Raw genomic sequence first — 18,663 nt, forward strand, 5'->3', positions numbered from 1 at the left:
TCACCACTCGATGCCCCGCTGGCCCTTCTGGCCCGTGTCCATGGGGTGCTTCACCTTGGACATCTCGGTGACCAGATCGGCGGAGTCGATGAGCTCCCGGGGCGCGTTTCGGCCGGTGATGACCACGTGCTGGGTGCCCGGCCGCTCCCGCAGCGCCGCCACGACCTCGTCGGTGCCGACCCAGCCCCAGTGCATCGGGTAGGCGAACTCGTCCAGCACGTACAGGCGGTAGGTCTCGGCGGCGAGGTCGCGCTTGACCTGCTCCCAGCCCTCGCGGGCGGCCTCCTCGCTGCTCATCTCGCCGTCCCGCTGGATCCAGGACCAGCCCTCGCCCATCTTGTGCCAGTCGACGGTGCCGCCCTCTCCGCTCGCTCCCAGCACCCGCAGCGCACGCTCCTCGCCGACCTTCCACTTGGCCGACTTCACGAACTGGAACACCCCGATCGGCCAGCCCTGGTTCCAGGCGCGCAGCGCGAGCCCGAAGGCGGCGGTCGACTTTCCCTTGCCGACGCCGGTGTGCACAGCGAGGAGGGGCCGGTTGCGGCGCTGGCGTGTGGTGAGCCCGTCGTCGGGTACGGCGCTCGGCTGTCCCTTCGGCATTACGCGGCCCTCCGGTTCTGCTTGGTCGGCGGGGCCGCCGTGGCGTCCGGGGAGGGCGGCGCGGGGGCCGTCGCAGCAGCGTGGCCGCGCGTGCTGCCGGTGGCGTGCCGTACGAGGTCCGTGACCGCCTCCGCACGCAGCTCCTCCAACGTCACGGCGGTGCCGCCCAGTTCGGCGGCGAGGGAGCCCGCGAGGCCCAGCCGCACCGGCCCGGCCTCGCAGTCGAGCACCACCGACGCCGTACCGTCCGCGGCCAGCAGGCGGGCCGCCCGCCGTGCGCGCTCAACCGGCTCGGCGCCGCCGGTCGCCCGGCCGTCGGTGACGGTGACCACGAGCGGGCGGCGCGCCGGGTCGCGCAGGTGCTCCACGCGCAGCACCTCCCGTGCCCTGAGCAGCCCCGCCGCGAGCGGTGTACGTCCCCCGGTGGGGAGCGACTCCAGCCGCGCGGCGGCCGCGTCGACGGACGACGTCGGCGGCAGCGCGACCTCCGCCTCCGCGCGCCGGAAGGTGACCATGCCGACCTTGTCGCGCCGCTGGTAGGCATCCAGAAGCAGCGAGAGCACGGCTCCCTTGACGGCGCTCATCCGCTGCCGTGCCGCCATCGAACCGGAGGCGTCCACGACGAACAGGACGAGATTGCCCTCGCGTCCCTCCCGTACGACCTCGCGCAGATCGTCACGCCGGAGCAACAGCCCGCGGCCCTCACGTCCGCGGGCGCGCTGATGAGGTGCCGCGGCCTGCACGGTGGCCGCGACATGCAGCCGGCCCAGGGTGCCGCGCGGCTTGCGCGCGCCGGTCGTCCGGCCGTGCGCGGTACGGGCGCGGGAGCGGTTGCCCGAGGCGCCCTCGCCGAGGCCCGGCACGGTGAGGGCGCGGGCACGGAAGGGCTCGGAGGCGGGCGCCGCGGGCTTCTCGGGCGCGGCGCCCGCGGACGTGTCCTCGTCCTGCTCGCCGTTCTCGTCGTTCCCGGCCGAGGTGGGGGGAGGCACCGGAGCCCGCTGGTCCTGCCGCTCGTCCTGCGTCTGCGACTGCTGCGCGGGCAGGGACGTCTCGCGCTGGGAGTCCCCTTCGGGCGGATCTTCGGGAGGGCCGTCCTGCGGGGGCTGTCCACCGCCGTCGCCGGGGCCGTCGGGGTCCGGGTCGTCGTCGCCGTCCCCGCCGTCTCCCTCGTCCTCGCCCTCCTCGGGGCCGGCGTGCTGCTGAAGCGTCTCGTCGAGCTTGTCCTCGTCCAGCCCGGGTGCGTCGAACGGGTTGCGCCTGCGCCGGTGCGGCAGGGCCAGCAGCGCCGCCTGACGTACGTCCTCGGCCGTCACCTCCGTACGCCCCGACCAGGCGGCCAGCGCCGTCGCGGTGCGGGCCATCACCAGGTCGGCGCGCATGCCGTCCACCTCGAACGCCGCGCACGTCGCCGCGATCTGCCGCAGCGCCGCGTCACCAAGGTGTACCTGCGGCAGCAACTCCCTCGCTCCGGCGATCCGCCGGCGCAGCGCGTCCTCCTCGGCCGCCCAGCCCGCGGCGAAGCCGGCCGGATCGGCGTCGTAGGCGAGGCGCCGCCGCACCACCTCGACGCGTTCGTCGGTCTCCCGCGAGGCCGACACCTCCACCGTCAGGCCGAAACGGTCGAGCAACTGCGGCCGCAGCTCCCCCTCTTCGGGGTTCATCGTGCCGACGAGCAGGAAGCGCGCCGCGTGCCGCACGGAGACACCCTCGCGTTCCACGTACGACGAGCCCATGGCCGCCGCGTCCAGCAGCAGGTCGACGAGGTGGTCGTGGAGCAGATTGACCTCGTCCACGTAGAGCACCCCGCGGTGCGCGTCGGCCAGCAGACCCGGCTCGAAGGCCTTCACGCCCTCCGACAGGGCCCGTTCGATGTCGAGCGCTCCCACGAGACGGTCCTCGGACGCCCCGACCGGCAGCTCCACCATGTGCGCGGCCCTGCTGAAGCCCTCGGCTCCGCTCTCGTGCGGACCGTCCGGGCAGCCGGGGTCCGGCGCCGCCGGGTCGCACGAGAAGCGGCACCCGGGCACGACCTCCAGCCGGGGCAGCAGCGCGGAGAGCGCCCGTACGGCGGTGCTCTTCGCCGTGCCCTTCTCACCGCGGATGAGGACGCCGCCGATGGCGGGATTCACCGAGTTCAGCAGCAGCCCGAGCTGCATGTCCCGCATTCCGACGAGTGCGGTGAACGGGTACGGGATGCTCATGCCCTCTTCCCTCCCTGTGGCTGACCTTGCCGGCTTCGGTGCGAACGGCCTTCGGCACGGCCGCAGCCGGCGCGTGCGCTCCGGACGGTCATCCCTCGTCCTCCAAGTCGCCCTCCAGCTCCAGATACGTGGCCCGCAGCTGCTCCAGCGTCCGCGGGTCCGGCTCCGCCCACAGCCCCCGCTCGGCGGCCTCCAGCATCCGCTCGGCGATGCCGCGCAGCGCCCACGGGTTGGAGCGCTTCATGAACTCCTGGTTCTCCGGGTCGAATACGTACTCGGCGGCGAGCTTCTCGTACATCCAGTCGTCGACCACTCCGGCCGTGGCGTCGTAGCCGAACAGATAGTCGACCGTCGCCGCCATCTCGAAGGCGCCCTTGTAGCCGTGCCTGCGCATGGCCGCCATCCAGCGGGGGTTGACCACACGCGCGCGGAAGACGCGGTGTGTCTCCTCGCCCAGCGTGCGGGTCTTCACGCGGTCGGGCACGGCCGAGTCGCCGACGTACGCCTCGGGGGACTCGCCCGTCAGATGCCGCACCGTGGCGACCATGCCTCCGTGGTACTGGAAGTAGTCGTCGGCGTCGGCGATGTCGTGCTCGCGGGTGTCGACGTTCTTCGCCGCCACCTGGATGCGGCGGAACGCCGCCTCCATGTCGCCGCGCGCCGGACGCCCGTCCAGGCCGCGCCCGTAGGCGTAACCGCCCCACACCGCGTAGACCTCCGCGAGGTCGGCGTCGGAACGCCAGTTGCGGGCGTCGATCAGCGGCAGCAGACCCGCGCCGTACGCTCCCGGCTTGGAGCCGAAGATGCGGGAGGTGGCGCGGCGGCGGTCGCCGTGTGCCTCGGTGTCCTCGTCCGCGTGCGCCCGTACGAAGTTGCTTCCCGCCGGCTCGTCCAGGTCCGCGACCGCCCGTACGGCGTCGTCGACCATGCCCACCACATGCGGGAACGCGTCGCGGAAGAAGCCGGAGATCCGCACCGTCACATCGATGCGCGGCCTCCCCAGCTCCTCGAGGGCGACCACCTCGAATCCGGTGACGCGGCGTGAGGCGTCGTCCCAGAGGGGACGGCAGCCCAGCAGCGCCAGGATCTCCGCGATGTCGTCGCCCTGCGTGCGCATGCAGGAGGTGCCCCACACCGTCAGCCCGACCGACTTCGGATACTCGCCCGTGTCGTCGAGGTGCCGCTGGATCAGCGAGTCCGCGAGGGCGCTGCCCACGTCCCAACTCAGCCTGGACGGAATGGCCTTGGGGTCGACGGAGTAGAAGTTCCGCCCCGTCGGCAGCACGTTGACGAGGCCGCGCGTGGGGGAGCCCGAGGGGCCCGCCGGGATGTAGCCGCCGTCGAGGGCGTGGAGCACGTTGCCGATCTCGTCCGTGGTGCGCGCGAGCCGCGGCACGACCTCCTTCGCGGCGAACTCCAGCACGTCCGCGGCGTCGTCCAGCTGAACCCCGAGAACGCCGGAGACGACCGACGCCGCCTGCCCTTCCGCCCAGTCGCGCGCCTCCATCTCCTCCACCAGCGCGCGCGCCAGCCGCTCCAGCAGATCGACGGCGTCCGAGGCCGTACGGGCGGGCCCGTCCACCAGTTTCGTCAGCGTCTCCGGCACGTCGGCGCGCGCACCCGGCTCCGCCAGCAAGCCGGACTCGGACAGGCCGAAATGGGCCGCGAGCGCCGCACGCAGCCCCGGCAGCGCACCCGAGACGCCGCCCCACACCTGCGCCGAACGCAGCACCGCCAGCGCCAGGTTGACGCGGGGTTCGCCCACGGGGCCACCGCCGAGGACGTGCAGACCGTCGCGGATCTGGACGTCCTTGATCTCGCAGAGCCAGCCGTCGACGTGCATGACGAAGTCGTCGAAGTCGTCCTCGCCGGGCTGCTCTTCTACATGGAGGTCGTGGTGGAGCTCGGCGGCCCGCACGAGCGTCCAGATCTGGCTCCGTACCGCCGGTGCCTTGGCGGGATCGAGGTCGCAGACCAGCGCGTACTCGTCGAGCAGCTGCTCCAGCTTCGCCAGATCGCCGTAGGAGTCGGCGCGTGCCATCGGCGGCACCAGGTGGTCGACGACCGTGGCGTGGCCGCGGCGCTTGGCCTGTGTGCCCTCGCCGGGGTCGTTGACGATGAACGGGTACACCAGCGGCAGTTCACCGAGCACCGGGTCCGGGGCGCACGCCGCGGAGAGCCCGAGGCCCTTGCCCGGCAGCCACTCCATCGTTCCGTGCTTGCCCATGTGCACGACGGCGTCGGCGCCGAAGCCCCCCTCGGAGACCGGGGACTCGATCCACCGGTAGGCGGCCAGATAGTGGTGCGAGGGCGGCATGTCCGGGTCGTGGTAGATGGCGATCGGGTTCTCGCCGAAGCCGCGCGGCGGCTGGATGAGCACGACGACGTTGCCGAACTGGAGTGACGCCAGGACGATTTCGTCCCCGTCGACGTACAGCTCACCCGGCGGCTCGCCCCACGCCTGCGTCATCTCCTCGCGCAGGCCAGGGTCGAGGCGCGCGAACCACTCCTGGTAGTCCTTCAGCGGCACGCGCGCGGGTGCGGCGGCAAGCTGCTCCTCCGTCAGCCACTCCACGTCGTGGCCGCCCGCGGCGATCAGCCGGTGGATCAACTCGTCGCCCTCGTCGGGGTGTCCGTCTACGGCGTATCCCGCGTCGCGCAGTGCGTCCAGCAGCTTCACCGCGGAGGCCGGTGTGTCGAGGCCGACGGCGTTGCCGACCCGCGAGTGCTTCGTCGGGTAGGCGGTGAAGACCACCGCGAGCTTCTTCTCCGCGTTCGGCTTGTGACGAAGTACCGCGTGCCGTACGGCGATTCCCGCGACGCGGCGGGCGCGCTCCGGGTCCGCCGCGTAGACGGGGACGCCGTCGGGCCCCTCCTCCTTGAAGGAGAACGGAACCGTGATCAGCCGTCCGTCGAACTCCGGGATCGCCACCTGCATCGCCGCGTCCATGGGCGAGAGCGCCGCGTCGGAGGCCAGCCACGCCTCCCGCGTGCTCGTCAGGCACATCCCCTGCAGCAGCGGTACGTCCAGCTCCGCCAGGGCGCCGATGTCCCACGTCTCGTCGTCGCCGCCGGCGGAGGCGTCACCGGCCCGTGTGCCTCCGGAGGCCAGCACCGTGGTCACCAGCGCGTCGGCCTGGCCCAGCAGTTCGTACAGCGCCGGGTCCGCACTGCGCAGCGAACCGCAGTAGACCGGGAGCGCGTTGGCGCCCGCCTCCTCGATCGCCGCGCACAGCGTGTCCACGAAAGCGGTGTTGCCCGCCAGTTCGTGCGCCCGGTAGAAGAGCACACCCACCGTGGGCCGCCCCGGCTGCCGCTCGTACGCGCCGTGCACCCCGAACTCCGGCATGGCGGCGGGCGGTTCGAAGCCCTCGCCGCTCATCAGCACCGTGTCCGAGAGGAAGCACGCGAGCTGCCGCAGATTCTCCGGGCCGCCCTCCACGAGATACTTCAGCGCCTCGGCGACCACGCCCGACGGCACGCTTGACTCCGCCATCAGCTCCGCGTCCGGTACGGCCTCACCGCCCAGCAGCACCGTGGGCACCCCGGACGCCTTCAGCGCGGCAAGCCCGTCCTCCCAGGCGCGCTTGCCGCCGAGCAGCCGTACGACCACGAGGTCCACGCCCTCCAGCAGGCCCGGCAGTTCCGCGTCCGCGTCGACCCGCGTGGGGTTGGCGATCCGGTACGGGGCGGCGGACGCCCGGGCCGCGAGCAGATCCGTGTCGGAGGTGGACAGCAGCAGAACAGTGCTCATCAAGAGGCTCCCGCGTGTTGTGCCTCCGGCGCACCCGGCGCGACGAACGGCAGGCCCGTGGGCGGGCCCGACTCGATCAGTCGCAGCAGCGCGTCCGTGTCGGCGTGTTCTTCGATGAGATCGCCGAGGCGATCCAGTTGCTCCTCGCGCAGCGCCGCGAAGCTGGTACCCGGCGCGGGCAGAAACCCGTCACGGCCCGCGTCGGCGGCGACCCGGCGCAGGAAGGCCCGCCGGAATCCGTCGCTCTCCAGCGACCCGTGCCAGTGCGTTCCCCACACGGCGCCGTACCGGCAGCCGTCGAGCGCCGTGCCGTCCACGCCGGTGAACACGGCCTCGCCGCCGAGCACTTCGGCGACCCCGTGGTGGATCTCGTAGCCCTCGGCGTGCTCGTCCAGGGCCCGGCCCGACGGACGGGCGAGGGTCTTGTCGTGCGCGAAGCGCACCCGTACCGGCAGCAGCCCCAGCCCTTCGACGGTCCCGGCCCGCGACTCGACGTCGTCCTCGATGCGCTCTCCCAGCATCTGGAAGCCGCCGCAGACGCCCAGTACGGGTCGCCCCTCGGCCGCCCGGCGCCGCACCGCGTCCGCGAGTCCGCGCTCGCGCAGCCACGCCAGGGCCCGCACCGTGCCGCGGGTGCCGGGCAGCACGACCAGGTCGGCGTCGGCGAGCTCCTCGGGCCGGTCCGTGAAGCGGACGACGACGCCGGGCTCGGCGGCGAGCGCGTCGACGTCGGTGAAGTTGGACATCAGCGGCACCGGCACGACCGCGATGCGCAGCACGTCGGTTCCGTACGGGGCGGCAGCCGCCGACTCGCGGACCGTGGCGCGGAGGGACACCCGCAGGCCGTCCTCCTCGTCGATGCCCAGCCCGTGCCGGAAGGGCAGAACTCCCAGCACAGGCCGTCCCGTCAGGCCGTGCAGCATCTCCAGGCCCGGCTCCAGCAGGGCGACGTCGCCGCGGAACTTGTTCACCACATAGCCCGCCAGCAGCGCCTGGTCCTGCTCGGCCAGCAGTGCCGTCGTACCGAAGAACGAGGCGAAGACGCCACCGCGGTCGATGTCGCCCACGACGACGACCGGCAGTCTCGCGGCCCTGGCCAGGCCCATGTTGACGATGTCGCTGCGCCGCAGATTGATCTCCGCGGGACTGCCGGCGCCTTCGCAGATCACCGCGTCGTGCGTGCGCCGGAGTTCGGCGAGACAGTCGGCGACCGTGCCGAGCAGACGTTCCTGCTTGCCGGAGTGGTAGCCGCTTGCGCTCATCTCGCCGACCGCCCTGCCCAGCAGCACCACTTGGCTGCTGCTGTCGCTGCCGGGCTTGAGGAGCACCGGGTTCATCAGAGCGGCCGGTTCGGTGCGGGCCGCCGCCGCCTGCATGGCCTGTGCCCTGCCGATCTCGGCGCCGTCCAGCGTCACGTACGAGTTGAGCGACATGTTCTGCGCCTTGAACGGCGCGACCTTCAGGCCCTTGCGCGCCAGCCAGCGGCAGATCCCCGCGGTCACCACGCTCTTGCCCGCGTCGGAGGTCGTGCCGGCCACGAGCAGCCCGCCGCCCGTTCCGTCCGCGGACCTGCCCGGGCGGCGGCCGTGGCGCCCGGCGTGCGCTCCCGTGTGCGTCACCGGGCGCCCCTCTCCGCCCGGCGGCCGGCCCTCAGTGCGCCGGCGGCCGACGTCACCAGCAGCGCCAGCGCGCCGACCCGCCGCGAGAGCCGCACCGCTGCGGCGATGTCTTCCCTACGGACGGCGCGTCCCCGGGAGTTGAGCACCGGCCGGTGCTCGGTGCGTCCGCCGTAGCTGAGGGTGCCGCCCAGCCGTACGCCCAGAGCCCCGGCGAACGCGGCTTCCACAGGGCCCGCGTTGGGGCTGGGGTGGCTGCCCGCGTCGGCGCGCCACGCACGCAGAGCCCCGCGCGGCGACGGCCCGGCGAGCGCGGCGAGTACGGCCGTGAGCCGCGCGCCCGGCCAGCCGGCGGCATCGTCCAGGCGCGCCGCCGCCCAGCCGAAGCGCAGATGGCGGGGCGAGCGGTGGCCGACCATCGCGTCGAGGGTGTTGACGGCGCGGAAGGCGGCCATGCCCGGCGCACCGGCTGCCGCACCCCACACCAGGGCGCCGACGACGGCGTCCGAGGTGTTCTCCGCGACCGACTCCACGACGGCGCGCGCGACGCCGTCCGCGTCGAGGGCCTGGGGGTCGCGTCCGCACAGGTTCGGCAACAGCCGCCGTGCGCCCTCCACATCGTCCGCGTGCAGGGCCCGGGCCACGGCCAGTGCCTCCTGCCGCAGCCCGGTGCCGCCGAGCACCGTCCAGGTCACCGCCGCGTCGACGAGGGTGGCGCCGCCGGCCCCGGCGAGGGTGCGTGCCGTGCGCGAGAGCGCGGTGACGGCCGTGACGGCACCCGCGACGCACAGCGCGGTGTGCAGCGCCCCCGCACCGCGGTGGTCCCGCCACAGGACGCGCTCGGCAGCGGCGGCGGCCCGGCCGAAGGCGGCCACCGGGTGTCCGCGGCGCGGGTCGCCCAGCAGCAGATCGCCCAGATGACCGAGGGCCGCGCCGCAGAGTTGGGTGCGATGAGCCCGCACCGTCAGCGTGCCGTCGTCGTGCCTCGGAGAAGCAGCGGGCCGGCGCCCGGCCGCCGGTCGCGGTGCCGGGCGATGCCGCGGGCGCGGGCCGTGACGTGTACGGGAGCGAGGGCGGACACAGGTGTGGGAGAGGCTGGCAAGCCAAGCATGACGGAGTCCTCACTCAGGGTCCGCGCCCTGGTTCGACGTGCCGGCGGTGAGAGTCTCCTGGCTCCCGGATCGCTGCGTCCCCCGGCCTTCCAGCCCGTCGAACATGTGGGCCGTGGCCGTCGGTTGGGGGTGCGCTCCCCGGTGACAGTGGCGGGACCGCGCCGGATTCGCACCGGCTTCCTCCCCAGCCGCCGTTGGGCATTCGGCAGTCCACCACGTACCGGGAGGGGCGTCAACTAACCGCTGACCTGCGACGGGAGAGTGTGAGGAGACACACGGGCAGGGTGCACCGGGAGATGACGAAGGGGGTACGGAGCAGCGCTCCGTACCCCCTTCGCGTCGGCGTCGCCCTCAAGAGTCCGCCGGTACAGCGCTGTTCAGGGCGCGGTGATGATGTAGATGCCGTACGCGACGGCCGCGGCGCACAGTGCGAAGCAGGCGTACGAGCCGGTGCGCGCCAGCACGGAGGCGCCACCGCCGTGTGCGCTCTGCGTCCTGCCGGAGGAGGCGCCCACGATGCCGAGCGTGAACACGCCCACCAGAGCGATCGTGGCCACGAGGCTGACGCCGAATACCTGGCCGAGCGCTGCCCAGTCGATGTCCATAGCGTTTCCCTGTCTGCTGTGTGGATTGCGAAGGTCTGTGGGGCGGGCCCGGCGCGTCCGGTGCCCTTCTCGGCTCTAGCCGAGCGTGGAGGCGGCCCGTTGCCGTTCGGCCTCAGCCTCCGAGTGCTGCCCCGGCGCCGCGGCGTCCTCCGGTGTGCTGTGCGGACCGCCGTTGCTGCCGGCCTTGCTGTTCGCCGGTGCCGGTGCCGGTGCCGGTGCCGGTGCCGCGGCGGGCGGCGGCGGAGAGACGCTGCGCAGCGCCGCCGTGACCACGCCGGCGGGCTCCGGCCCTGAAGTCCCGGGCAGCGAGACGTCGTTGACGTTGGTGTGGTCGACGGGCTGGCGGCGGGAGAGCAGCCAGATGCCGGCGCTCGTCGCCACGGCGAGCACCGCGACCGTGGTGACGCCCCAGTCGCCCTGCTGTGCCAGCAGGGCCGCGCCGGCGGCCACGATCCCCGCCGCCGGAAGGGTCAGACCCCAGCCCGCCACCATGCGGCCCGCCGTCGACCAGCGCACGACGCCGCCCTTGCGGCCGACCCCGGAGCCCATGACGGCACCGGAGCAGACGTGAGTGGTGGAGAGCGAGAAGCCGATGTGGGAGGAGGCGAGGATCGTGACCGCGGCGGAGGTCTGCGCGGCGAATCCCTGCGGGGGCTTGATGTCCGTGATGCCGTTGCCCATGGTGCGGATGATCCGCCAGCCGCCGAGGTACGTGCCCAGCGCGATGGCGAGACCGGCCGAGACGATGACCCACATCGGCGGGTCCGCCTCGGGGGCGATCACGCCGCCGGTGATCAGGGCCAGGGTGATGACACCCATGGTCTTCTGTGCGTCGTTGGTGCCGTGCGCGAGGGAGACCAGCGCGGCGGAGGTGATCTGCCCCGTCCGGTATCCCTTGGCGGTCTGCTGCTCGTCGGCGTTGCGGGCGGCACGGTAGGTCAGCCGCGTCGCGAGCAGTGCCGCGAGGCCCGCGACGAGCGGGGCCGCGATCGCCGGGATGAGCACCTTCATCACGACGGTGCCGCCGTTCACGGCGCCGAGGCCGACGGAGGCGACGGTGGCGCCGAGGAGGCCGCCCATCAGCGCGTGCGAGGAGCTGGAGGGGAGCCCGGCGAGCCACGTCAGCAGGTTCCAGATGATCGCTCCGACCAGGCCCGCGAAGATCACTTCAGGCTGGATCCCGGAGCCTTCGTCGATGATTCCCGATGAGATGGTCTTGGCGACCTCGATGGAGAGGAAGGCTCCGGCGAGGTTGAGGACCGCCGACATCGCCACCGCGGTCTTGGGCTTGAGCGCCCCGGTGGAGATGGTGGTGGCCATGGCGTTGGCCGTGTCGTGGAAGCCGTTCGTAAAGTCGAACACCAAGGCCGTGACGATCACGATCCCGATCAGAAGCGTGATGTGTTCCATTCACCCAGACGCAATCAGCTCGAAGGTTGATGTCCAGGTGAACGTAAGGATGGTGAGTGAACGGAAGATGAACTGCGGCGGGCATACGGATGTCACCCCGCGACGGCAACTATGAGCGGCGTCACACGTGTGTCCCCGCGTGTCATCGCCCTCGCCGGCCACCTCCGTGCGGCCCTGTACCGGGGGCACGAAGTTCGCAGGATATGGAGGCGGAGACAGTGGGATCGGCTGAAATGCTCGGCGCCTGGCGGGAGTTGGTGGAAACTGCGCGCCGTACGAACGACGCGGGGCTCGTCGTGGGCACCTCCGGCAACGTCTCCGTGCGGGTGAGGGACACGGTGCTCGTGACCCCGAGCGGTGTCCCGTACGAGCGCCTGCACGACGACGATCTGTGCGCGGTGGACCTCGAAGGCCGGCGCGTCGCCGGGAGCCTGTCCCCGACCAGCGAACTCCCCATGCATCTGGCCGTCTACCGGCACACCGCCGCCCGCGCGGTCGTGCACACGCACGCCGTGCACGCCACCGCCGTGTCCACCCTCGTCGGTGAACTCCCCGCCGTCCACTACATGACGGCCGAGCTCGGCGGCCCGGTACGCGTCGCTCCGTACGCCACCTACGGCAGCGACGAACTCGCCGGGCACATGCTCGCCGCGCTCGAGGGGCGCAACGCCTGTCTGCTGCAGAACCACGGCACCGTCGCCTTCGGCGACGGCCTGGGCCAGGCCTACGACCGCACCGCACAGCTGGAGTGGATGTGCCAGGTCTGGCTGGCGGCCTCGTCACTGCCCGGGCGTACGCCTTCGCTCATTCCGGACGATGAACTCGCACGCGTGAAGGAGAAGTTGAAGGGATACGGCCAGCGGCGCGCACCGGAGTGAGCCCGCGCGCCGCCCGGTTCGCCGGCGCTCCGCCGGGCCCCGCCGGGCGCCGTGCCCCCGCCGCGCCTGGATCCGTCCACCCGGGCGGCACCTCCTACTGGCCCGGCGGTCGCTCCGTCCACGACACTGGCGGGATGCGTCTGCGAACCGCGGCCCTCGCCGCCACCTCCGTGACGGCCGCCGGTGCCGCGGCCGTCGCCGCCGGACGGTATGCCGCCGACGCGGCCCTGCGGCCCGTTCGCCGGGGGTCGCCCGCGGGGCGCGGTCAGCTGCCCGCGGGGTTCGGCGGGCCTCCGCTGACGGTGCACTCCGTCGGAGACGGGCGGATCTCCCTCACCCGCTCCCTGACCGCGCAGCTGCCCGGCGTCTACGGCCTCGTCGGGCGCGGCTGCCGCGCCGTCGTCGGGCCCGTCGTGGACGGCGAGCCCGCGAAGGCGCCCGCCGACACGGTCGTACGCCGTCTGGAGTGGGCCGGGCACGGCGAACTCAGGCCCGGCACCAAGGTGTGGTTCACGCCGCAGGTGTGCACGGACGACTTCGGCCAGAGCGAGGACGGTGCGGACGGCGGACACGGTGCGGACAGCACGCGCGGCACGCAAAGCACGGACGGCGCGGACCGCAGAAGGAGCTTCACGGGCAGGCTCCCCGCCCGTGCCTCGGTCGAGGTGCCCGGTGAACACGGCCCGCTGCCCGCCTGGTTCGTGCCCGGCGAGCGCGCCACCTGGATCGTCACGCTGCACGGCCTCGGCGCCACCACCGCACAGGCCCTGCCCCTGCTCCCGTTCTACGCGGACCTGCAGCTCCCGGTGCTCGGGCTCGCCTACCGCGGCGACGCCGGGGCGCCGCCGCCGCCCGACGGCGTACGCCACCTCGGCGGGACGGAGTGGCGCGATGCCGAAGCGGCGATCGAGTACGCGGTGCGCAACGGCGCTGAGCGGGTCGTCCTGCACGGCTGGTCCAGCGGCGCGTCGATGGCGCTGCGGGCCGCGGAGGAGCTGAGCGGCCGCCGCCCCGGCCCGGGCGCCCGCAGCGCCGCCGGAAGGATCGCCGGCCTCGTGCTCGATTCGCCCGTGCTGGACTGGTGGGCCACCGTCCGTGTGCTGGCGGCCTCCCGGCACACTCCGCGTGCGCTGCTGCCGCTGGCCGTACGCGCGGCGCAAGGGCGTGCACACGTGGAGCAGGACAGGCTCCGGCACGTCGCGGACCCGGACGCTCTGGACGTCCCGGCGCTGCTGCTGCACGGGCCGGACGACACCGTCGCCTCATGGCAGCGCTCCAAGGAACTGGCCGCTGCCCGTGAGGAGTTCGTAACTCTGCACACGGTTCCCAGCGCTCCGCACGCGGCGATGTGGAACGCGGACCCCGAGGCGTACGAGGAGCGGCTGCGCCAGTTCCTGACCCCTCTGATGTAGCCCGCCGTGAGGGGCGTACGGCTCCCTTCGGGAGGTGGACGGGGGCGGCGGCAGCGGCACGGCCGAAGGGCCGCCGGGCGGCTGCGACCCGGGCACCGGCCGCGCCGCGCGCAGGAGGCGGACAGCACGCGGACGTCGCCCGGTTTGGCACCTCAAATGCTCATCGCTGCATGGAAATCCGCCCCGCTCCAGGAAGCGGATCCGGCAATTCCGGGCCCCCGTTTTGGGTTTGCCCCGCCGACCGTGAAGACTGCTCCTGTGACGCCGTCCCGTACCCCGCGAGACAACCCGCTCCGCCTCGTCCCCACGCGGCCGATCGCCGCGGCCCGGCGCACCGTGACCGCCCGCCGCGCGCGTCCGTCCCCGCCGCCTCCCGCGGGGCTGCCGCCGCGCGAGCAGCTCGCCCGGCATGCCAGGGCCGCGCTCGCCGACGCCGTCGTGCTCGCGCGCTGGGCCGAGCGGAACGAGGCGCTCCCGGGCAGCGGAGCGGAACGCGAACGGGCGGCCGCCGCCCTGCGGATGCCCGTCGAACACGTACGCACCCACTGGGACCGTGCCCGTCTCGCCGGGCTGATCGAGCTGCACGGCGACACCGCGCGCCCCGGCTGGCGGCTGCGTGCATGGGAGCGGGACGACAGCGCGGTGCTGCGGGGCTGGATGGCGCTCTTCGACGCCTGGTCACTGGCCTACCCGGCACCGACACCCACCGATCCCGCACTCGTCGCCGAAGTGGTCGAAGCCGCGCCCCAGTTGCTGTCGGTGATGCATCTGACCGCCGGGCCCGTCACCTTCCCCGCGCTGCACGACCTGCTCGCCCAGCGCGTGACCGAGCTGCGCGCGGAGCGCGACGCCGTCGACGAGGCCTCCGCCCAGGAGGCCGCATCCGGCACAGCCCCCGGCACCGCCCCTGACCAATCCGAGCAGGTGCTCCTGCCCGGCCTGCTCGACTGGGCGCTGGACGGCTTCGCCGCCGTGGGAGCCCTGACCCGCTGCGCCGACATGGGGGCGGCTCCGCCCGCCGGGCAGGAAGCACCGGACGCAGCTGCCACGACCGCCGTACGGCAGGGTTCGGCGGTGCTCACCCCGCTCGGCAACTGGGCGGTGTGGACCAAGCTCGAACAGATCTGTGTCGCGGCCCAGAGCCCCGCCGGGAACATCGAACAGGCCGCCCAGGACATGCTGCGCGGCTGCGCCCGGCTCACGCCCGGCCCGGCACGGGACGAGTACCGCGCCTGGATCGCCGCCCGCTCGGGCGGCTCCGCCGTCACCGAACTCCTGGCGGCGGCCCGCGGGGAGGACGCCCTCATCCGCGGACTGGCCTTCGAGGCCCTGCGCGTCGTGGGAGCCCCCGCCGAACCGGCCGTACGGGAAGCGGCAGCGGAGCCGGCCCTCCGCCCTTACGCGCTGCTCTGGCTCGCCGAACTCGACGGGGCCGACCCGGAGGACCTCGCGGGCGGTGCACCGGGGGTGCTCAGCCGTCAGGAGGCGACGTGGCTGTGGGTCGACACCGCGGCAGCCGTCACGGACCACGGTGAACAGCGGCTGCTCGTCGACCATTTGGAGACCGCCGTGCAGGGCACCGTGCCGAAGCTGCTGGAGGAGGTGCGCGCCGTCGGACATCCCCGCACCGTGCAGGTGCTGGTCGCCCTCGCGGCCGCACACCCTGACCCCGCCCTCGCGAAGGCGGTCCGCCGCGCGGCCTTCCAGGTGCACACGGGCGGGGTCTGACAGCTGCCCGGCGGCCGGCGCGAACAGCACGTTCACAACGGGAACGGCGACGGTCCGCGGTGTGGCGGCGGCCACTGACATCGCCCGGGAAAGCAGTTGCGGTGCGCCGCTAGAATGGCCGCATGGCTACTCACCTGACGCATTAGCGACGTACGTACGCGCCCGTCCCCGTCCGTACGTACGACCTCACCCTGCCTGGAGTAGTCAGTGCTCACCGCAACCGGCCTCGAGCTGCGCGCCGGCGCCCGCGTCCTGATCGAATCAGCGAGCTTCCGAATCGCCAAGGGCGACCGCATCGGCCTCGTCGGCCGCAACGGCGCCGGCAAGACGACCCTCACCAAGTGCCTCGCGGGCGAGGCCACGCCCGCCGCGGGCACCATCAGCCGCGGCGGCGAGGTCGGCTACCTTCCGCAGGATCCGCGCACGGGTGACCTCGACGTCGTCGCCCGCGACCGCATCCTCTCCGCACGCGGCCTCGACGTCGTCATGCGCCGGATGCGGGAGAACGAGGACCGCATCGCACACGGCCAGGGGGCCACCCGCGAGCGGGCGCTGAAGAAGTACGAGCGGCTGGAGACGGAATTCCTCACCAAGGGCGGTTACGCCGCCGAGGCGGAGGCCGCCACCATCGCCGCCAGCCTCGGTCTGCCCGACCGGGTGATGGGCCAGCCCCTGCACACCCTCTCGGGCGGTCAGCGCCGCCGTGTCGAGCTCGCCCGCATCCTCTTCTCGGACGCGGACACCCTGCTCCTGGACGAGCCGACCAACCACCTCGACGCCGACTCCGTCGTCTGGCTGCGGGACTTCCTCAAGACCTACCGTGGCGGTCTGGTCGTGATCTCCCACGACCTGGCGCTGATCGAGACCGTCGTGAACAAGGTCTTCTACCTCGACGCCACCCGCTCGGCCATCGACATCTACAACATGGGCTGGCGGCAGTACGTCATCCAGCGCCAGGACGACGAGAAGCGCCGCAAGCGCGAGCGCGCCAACGCCGAGAAGAAGGCCGCCGCCCTTTCCATGCAGGCGGCCAAGATGGGCGCCAAGGCCACCAAGGCGGTCGCCGCCAAGAACATGGCCCGCCGCGCCGAGAAGCTGCTGTCCGGCCTGGAGGAGGAGCGCCAGGCCGACAAGGTCGCCAAGCTGCGCTTCCCCGACCCGTCCCCCTGCGGCAGGACGCCGCTGATGGCGGAGGACCTCTCCAAGTCCTACGGCTCCCTGGAGATCTTCACGGGCGTCGACCTCGCCATCGACAAGGGCTCACGCGTCGTCATCCTGGGCCTGAACGGCGCGGGCAAGACCACGCTGCTGCGCCTGCTCGCCGGCATCGAGGACCCCGACACCGGAAAGGTCGTACCGGGGCACGGCCTCAAGCTCGGCTACTACGCGCAGGAACACGAGACCCTCGACCCCGGCCGCACGGTCCTGGAGAACATGCGCTCCGCCGCACCCGACATGGACCTCGTCGACATCCGCAAGACGCTGGGCTCGTTCCTCTTCTCCGGCGATGACGTCGACAAGCCCGCCGCGGTGCTCTCCGGCGGCGAGAAGACGCGTCTCGCGCTGGCCACGCTCGTCGTCTCGTCGGCCAACGTGCTGCTTCTCGACGAGCCGACCAACAACCTCGACCCGGCCAGCCGTGAGGAGATCCTGGGCGCCCTGCACACCTTCACCGGCGCCGTCGTACTGGTCACCCACGACGAGGGCGCGGTCGCGGCACTGGAGCCCGAGCGCATCATCATGCTCCCGGACGGCGTCGAGGACCTGTGGAACGACGAGTACGCCGATCTTGTCGCCCTGGCCTGACGGCCCGGCCCTCGCCTTGATCAATCTCTGCTGGATCATTCGGCCGACGCTTGATCCTTCATATGAGTGAGGGCGGCTCGTATCCCGGCGTGGCCGCCCGCCGTGCCCGCGCACCTGTGACAGGAGCCCCGGCCGTGGCTGCGTGACGAAGATCTCCCTCGCTGACCAGGACGTTCACAGGGGCCCCGGCGGCGGACCGGGCAGATCCGGCCACCGGAATCCCTCCTTCCACCAGGAACGGCCCGTAGTCCGCCGGTCACGGCACTTCCACGGACCTTGCCGAATGGGTGGCCAGAAGCAGGGGGAGGGGTGATCATGAGAGTCACAAAGCGCACTTCCCATGAGGAGGCACGGGTGGCCGAGACTCTGAAGAAGGGCAGCCGGGTGACCGGCACCGCGCGCGAAAAGCTCGCGGCAGACCTCAAGAAGAAGTACGACGGCGGCGCGAGCATCCGGGCGCTGGCCGAAGAGACGGGCCGTTCATACGGTTTCGTGCACCGAATGCTCAGCGAGTCCGGCGTGGCCCTGCGGGGTCGCGGCGGAGCGACACGAGGCAAGAAGTCCGCCTCGGCCTGACAGGGCTTCCAGGCATCGCGTCCGGTGGTTACTCTTCGGTTACTTGACCGCTGAGTAACCACCGGAGGATGTCGATGACCCTGCTGGACAAGGACGGCGTGCGTCTCGCCGTGGACGGCGCCGTGGCCACGGTCACGCTCTCCAATCCGGCCAAGCGCAACGTCCAGTCCCCGGCCCTGTGGAGGGCCCTCACCGAAGCCGGGCGCATCCTGCCGGGCGACGTGCGGGTCGTGGTGCTGCGCGCCGAGGGCAAGTCCTTCTCGGCGGGCCTGGACAAGCAGGCGTTCAGCCCCGGTGGGATCGACGGCGAGCTGTCGTTCGCCGATCTTGCGCACGCGTCCGACGAGACGCTCGACGAGGCCATCGCCGGCTTCCAGGAGGCGTTCGTCTGGTGGCGCCGGCCCGACCTGATAAGCATCGCCGCCGTGCAGGGGCACGCCATCGGTGCGGGCTTCCAGCTCGCGCTGGCCGCCGACGTGCGGGTGTGCGCCGACGACGTGCAGTTCGCCATGCGGGAGACCAGCCTCGGTCTCGTGCCCGACCTGACGGGCACGCATCCGCTCGTGGCCATCCTCGGGTACTCACGTGCGCTGGAGATCTGCGCCACGGGCCGCTACGTGCACGCCTCGGAGGCGGAGCGCACGGGGCTGGCGAATCTCGTCGTCCCCGCGGCGGAACTGGACGGCGCGGTCGCCGACCTCTCCGCCGCGCTGCTGGGAGCTCCGCGCAACGCCGTCGTCGAGACCAAGGCCCTGCTGCAGGGCGCCGTCGGGCACACGTACGAGGAACAGTGCGCCGCCGAGCGGGCTGCCCAGACGCGCAGGCTCCGCGACCTGGCGGGTATCGGCGAGTGAGCCGCGCCGGGTGAACCAAGGCCCGTACACCCGGCGCCGGGTGTACGGGCCTTGGGCTGTCGGGCCGGAGGGGCGAGGCCGGGGAAGGGGCGGAGCCGGGCGAGCCTCCGC

At 72.9% G+C, this 18,663-nt stretch carries 13 protein-coding genes and 1 riboswitch; of the genes, 6 read left to right on the forward strand and 7 right to left on the reverse strand.

Annotated elements, in window-relative coordinates; genetic code table 11:
* From cobO to AN215_RS20590, 7 genes are all read right to left on the reverse strand, one after another.
* Complete coding sequence (gene cobO / locus AN215_RS20560) at nucleotides 1-600, reverse strand: cob(I)yrinic acid a,c-diamide adenosyltransferase (protein ID WP_070012239.1); 600 nt, start codon at nucleotides 598-600, stop codon at nucleotides 1-3.
* On the reverse strand, nucleotides 600-2,801 hold the full coding sequence (locus AN215_RS20565; protein WP_079123227.1) for a putative cobaltochelatase: 2,202 nt from the start codon (nucleotides 2,799-2,801) through the stop codon (nucleotides 600-602). Before AN215_RS20565 ends, cobO begins: the two co-directional genes overlap by 1 nt.
* Nucleotides 2,802-2,889: 88 nt before the next feature.
* Nucleotides 2,890-6,555, reverse strand: coding sequence for a cobaltochelatase subunit CobN (gene cobN, locus AN215_RS20570; RefSeq protein WP_070012240.1), 3,666 nt, complete (start codon nucleotides 6,553-6,555; stop codon nucleotides 2,890-2,892).
* Nucleotides 6,555-8,093, reverse strand: coding sequence for a cobyric acid synthase (locus AN215_RS20575; protein ID WP_245694613.1), 1,539 nt, complete (start codon nucleotides 8,091-8,093; stop codon nucleotides 6,555-6,557). The genes cobN and AN215_RS20575 overlap by 1 nt, the downstream gene beginning before the upstream one ends.
* A 77-nt stretch (nucleotides 8,094-8,170) precedes the next feature.
* On the reverse strand, nucleotides 8,171-9,133 hold the full coding sequence (locus tag AN215_RS20580) for a cobalamin biosynthesis protein (RefSeq protein ID WP_070012241.1): 963 nt from the start codon (nucleotides 9,131-9,133) through the stop codon (nucleotides 8,171-8,173).
* 181 nt (nucleotides 9,134-9,314) lie between these two features.
* A riboswitch (cobalamin riboswitch) is annotated at nucleotides 9,315-9,513 on the reverse strand.
* A 147-nt stretch (nucleotides 9,514-9,660) separates the two neighbouring features.
* Nucleotides 9,661-9,888 (reverse strand): hypothetical protein, encoded by a 228-nt coding sequence (locus AN215_RS20585; RefSeq protein ID WP_070012242.1) that lies wholly within the window; start codon nucleotides 9,886-9,888, stop codon nucleotides 9,661-9,663.
* A 75-nt stretch (nucleotides 9,889-9,963) separates the two neighbouring features.
* Entirely contained in the window at nucleotides 9,964-11,298 is a 1,335-nt protein-coding gene (locus AN215_RS20590) for an inorganic phosphate transporter (protein WP_079123229.1), read from the reverse strand.
* Nucleotides 11,299-11,531: 233 nt separating this feature from the next.
* On the opposite strand from AN215_RS20590, the gene AN215_RS20595 reads away from it, so the two are divergent.
* The 6 genes from AN215_RS20595 (at nucleotide 11,532) to AN215_RS20620 (ending at nucleotide 18,552) form a co-directional block, all read left to right on the forward strand.
* On the forward strand, nucleotides 11,532-12,176 hold the full coding sequence (locus AN215_RS20595; RefSeq protein ID WP_070012243.1) for a class II aldolase/adducin family protein: 645 nt from the start codon (nucleotides 11,532-11,534) through the stop codon (nucleotides 12,174-12,176).
* Between the two features lie 134 nt (nucleotides 12,177-12,310).
* The gene (locus tag AN215_RS20600) at nucleotides 12,311-13,588 is read left to right on the forward strand and encodes an alpha/beta hydrolase (RefSeq protein WP_070031210.1); all 1,278 of its coding nucleotides are present in this window, start codon (nucleotides 12,311-12,313) and stop codon (nucleotides 13,586-13,588) included.
* A 258-nt stretch (nucleotides 13,589-13,846) separates the two neighbouring features.
* Nucleotides 13,847-15,316 carry a hypothetical protein gene (locus AN215_RS20605; protein ID WP_245694565.1) on the forward strand — a complete coding sequence of 490 codons (1,470 nt, stop codon included), beginning with the start codon at nucleotides 13,847-13,849 and terminating at the stop codon, nucleotides 15,314-15,316.
* 207 nt (nucleotides 15,317-15,523) lie between these two features.
* Entirely contained in the window at nucleotides 15,524-17,122 is a 1,599-nt protein-coding gene (gene abc-f / locus AN215_RS20610) for a ribosomal protection-like ABC-F family protein (RefSeq protein ID WP_070012245.1), read from the forward strand.
* Nucleotides 17,123-17,476: 354 nt separating this feature from the next.
* Nucleotides 17,477-17,698, forward strand: a complete 222-nt coding sequence (locus AN215_RS20615) for a helix-turn-helix domain-containing protein (RefSeq protein ID WP_028435537.1) — start codon at nucleotides 17,477-17,479, stop codon at nucleotides 17,696-17,698.
* Nucleotides 17,699-17,772: 74 nt separating this feature from the next.
* Nucleotides 17,773-18,552 (forward strand): enoyl-CoA hydratase/isomerase family protein, encoded by a 780-nt coding sequence (locus AN215_RS20620; protein ID WP_070012246.1) that lies wholly within the window; start codon nucleotides 17,773-17,775, stop codon nucleotides 18,550-18,552.
* Nucleotides 18,553-18,663: the final 111 nt, after the last annotated feature.

Origin of the sequence: Streptomyces abyssalis (genome assembly GCF_001751365.1) — a bacterium.
Taxonomy (GTDB): Bacteria; Actinomycetota; Actinomycetes; order Streptomycetales; family Streptomycetaceae; genus Streptomyces; species Streptomyces abyssalis.

What these genes read in the sequence shown, in the direction of transcription:
- cobO (WP_070012239.1), bottom strand. Translation starts at nt 600, where the DNA reads ATGCCGAAGGGACAGCCGAGCGCCGTACCCGACGACGGGCTCACCACA.
- AN215_RS20565 (WP_079123227.1), bottom strand. Translation starts at nt 2,801, where the DNA reads ATGAGCATCCCGTACCCGTTCACCGCACTCGTCGGAATGCGGGACATG.
- cobN (WP_070012240.1), bottom strand. Translation starts at nt 6,555, where the DNA reads ATGAGCACTGTTCTGCTGCTGTCCACCTCCGACACGGATCTGCTCGCG.
- AN215_RS20585 (WP_070012242.1), bottom strand. Translation starts at nt 9,888, where the DNA reads ATGGACATCGACTGGGCAGCGCTCGGCCAGGTATTCGGCGTCAGCCTC.
- AN215_RS20590 (WP_079123229.1), bottom strand. Translation starts at nt 11,298, where the DNA reads ATGGAACACATCACGCTTCTGATCGGGATCGTGATCGTCACGGCCTTG.
- AN215_RS20595 (WP_070012243.1), top strand. Translation starts at nt 11,532, where the DNA reads ATGCTCGGCGCCTGGCGGGAGTTGGTGGAAACTGCGCGCCGTACGAAC.
- AN215_RS20600 (WP_070031210.1), top strand. Translation starts at nt 12,311, where the DNA reads ATGCGTCTGCGAACCGCGGCCCTCGCCGCCACCTCCGTGACGGCCGCC.
- AN215_RS20620 (WP_070012246.1), top strand. Translation starts at nt 17,773, where the DNA reads ATGACCCTGCTGGACAAGGACGGCGTGCGTCTCGCCGTGGACGGCGCC.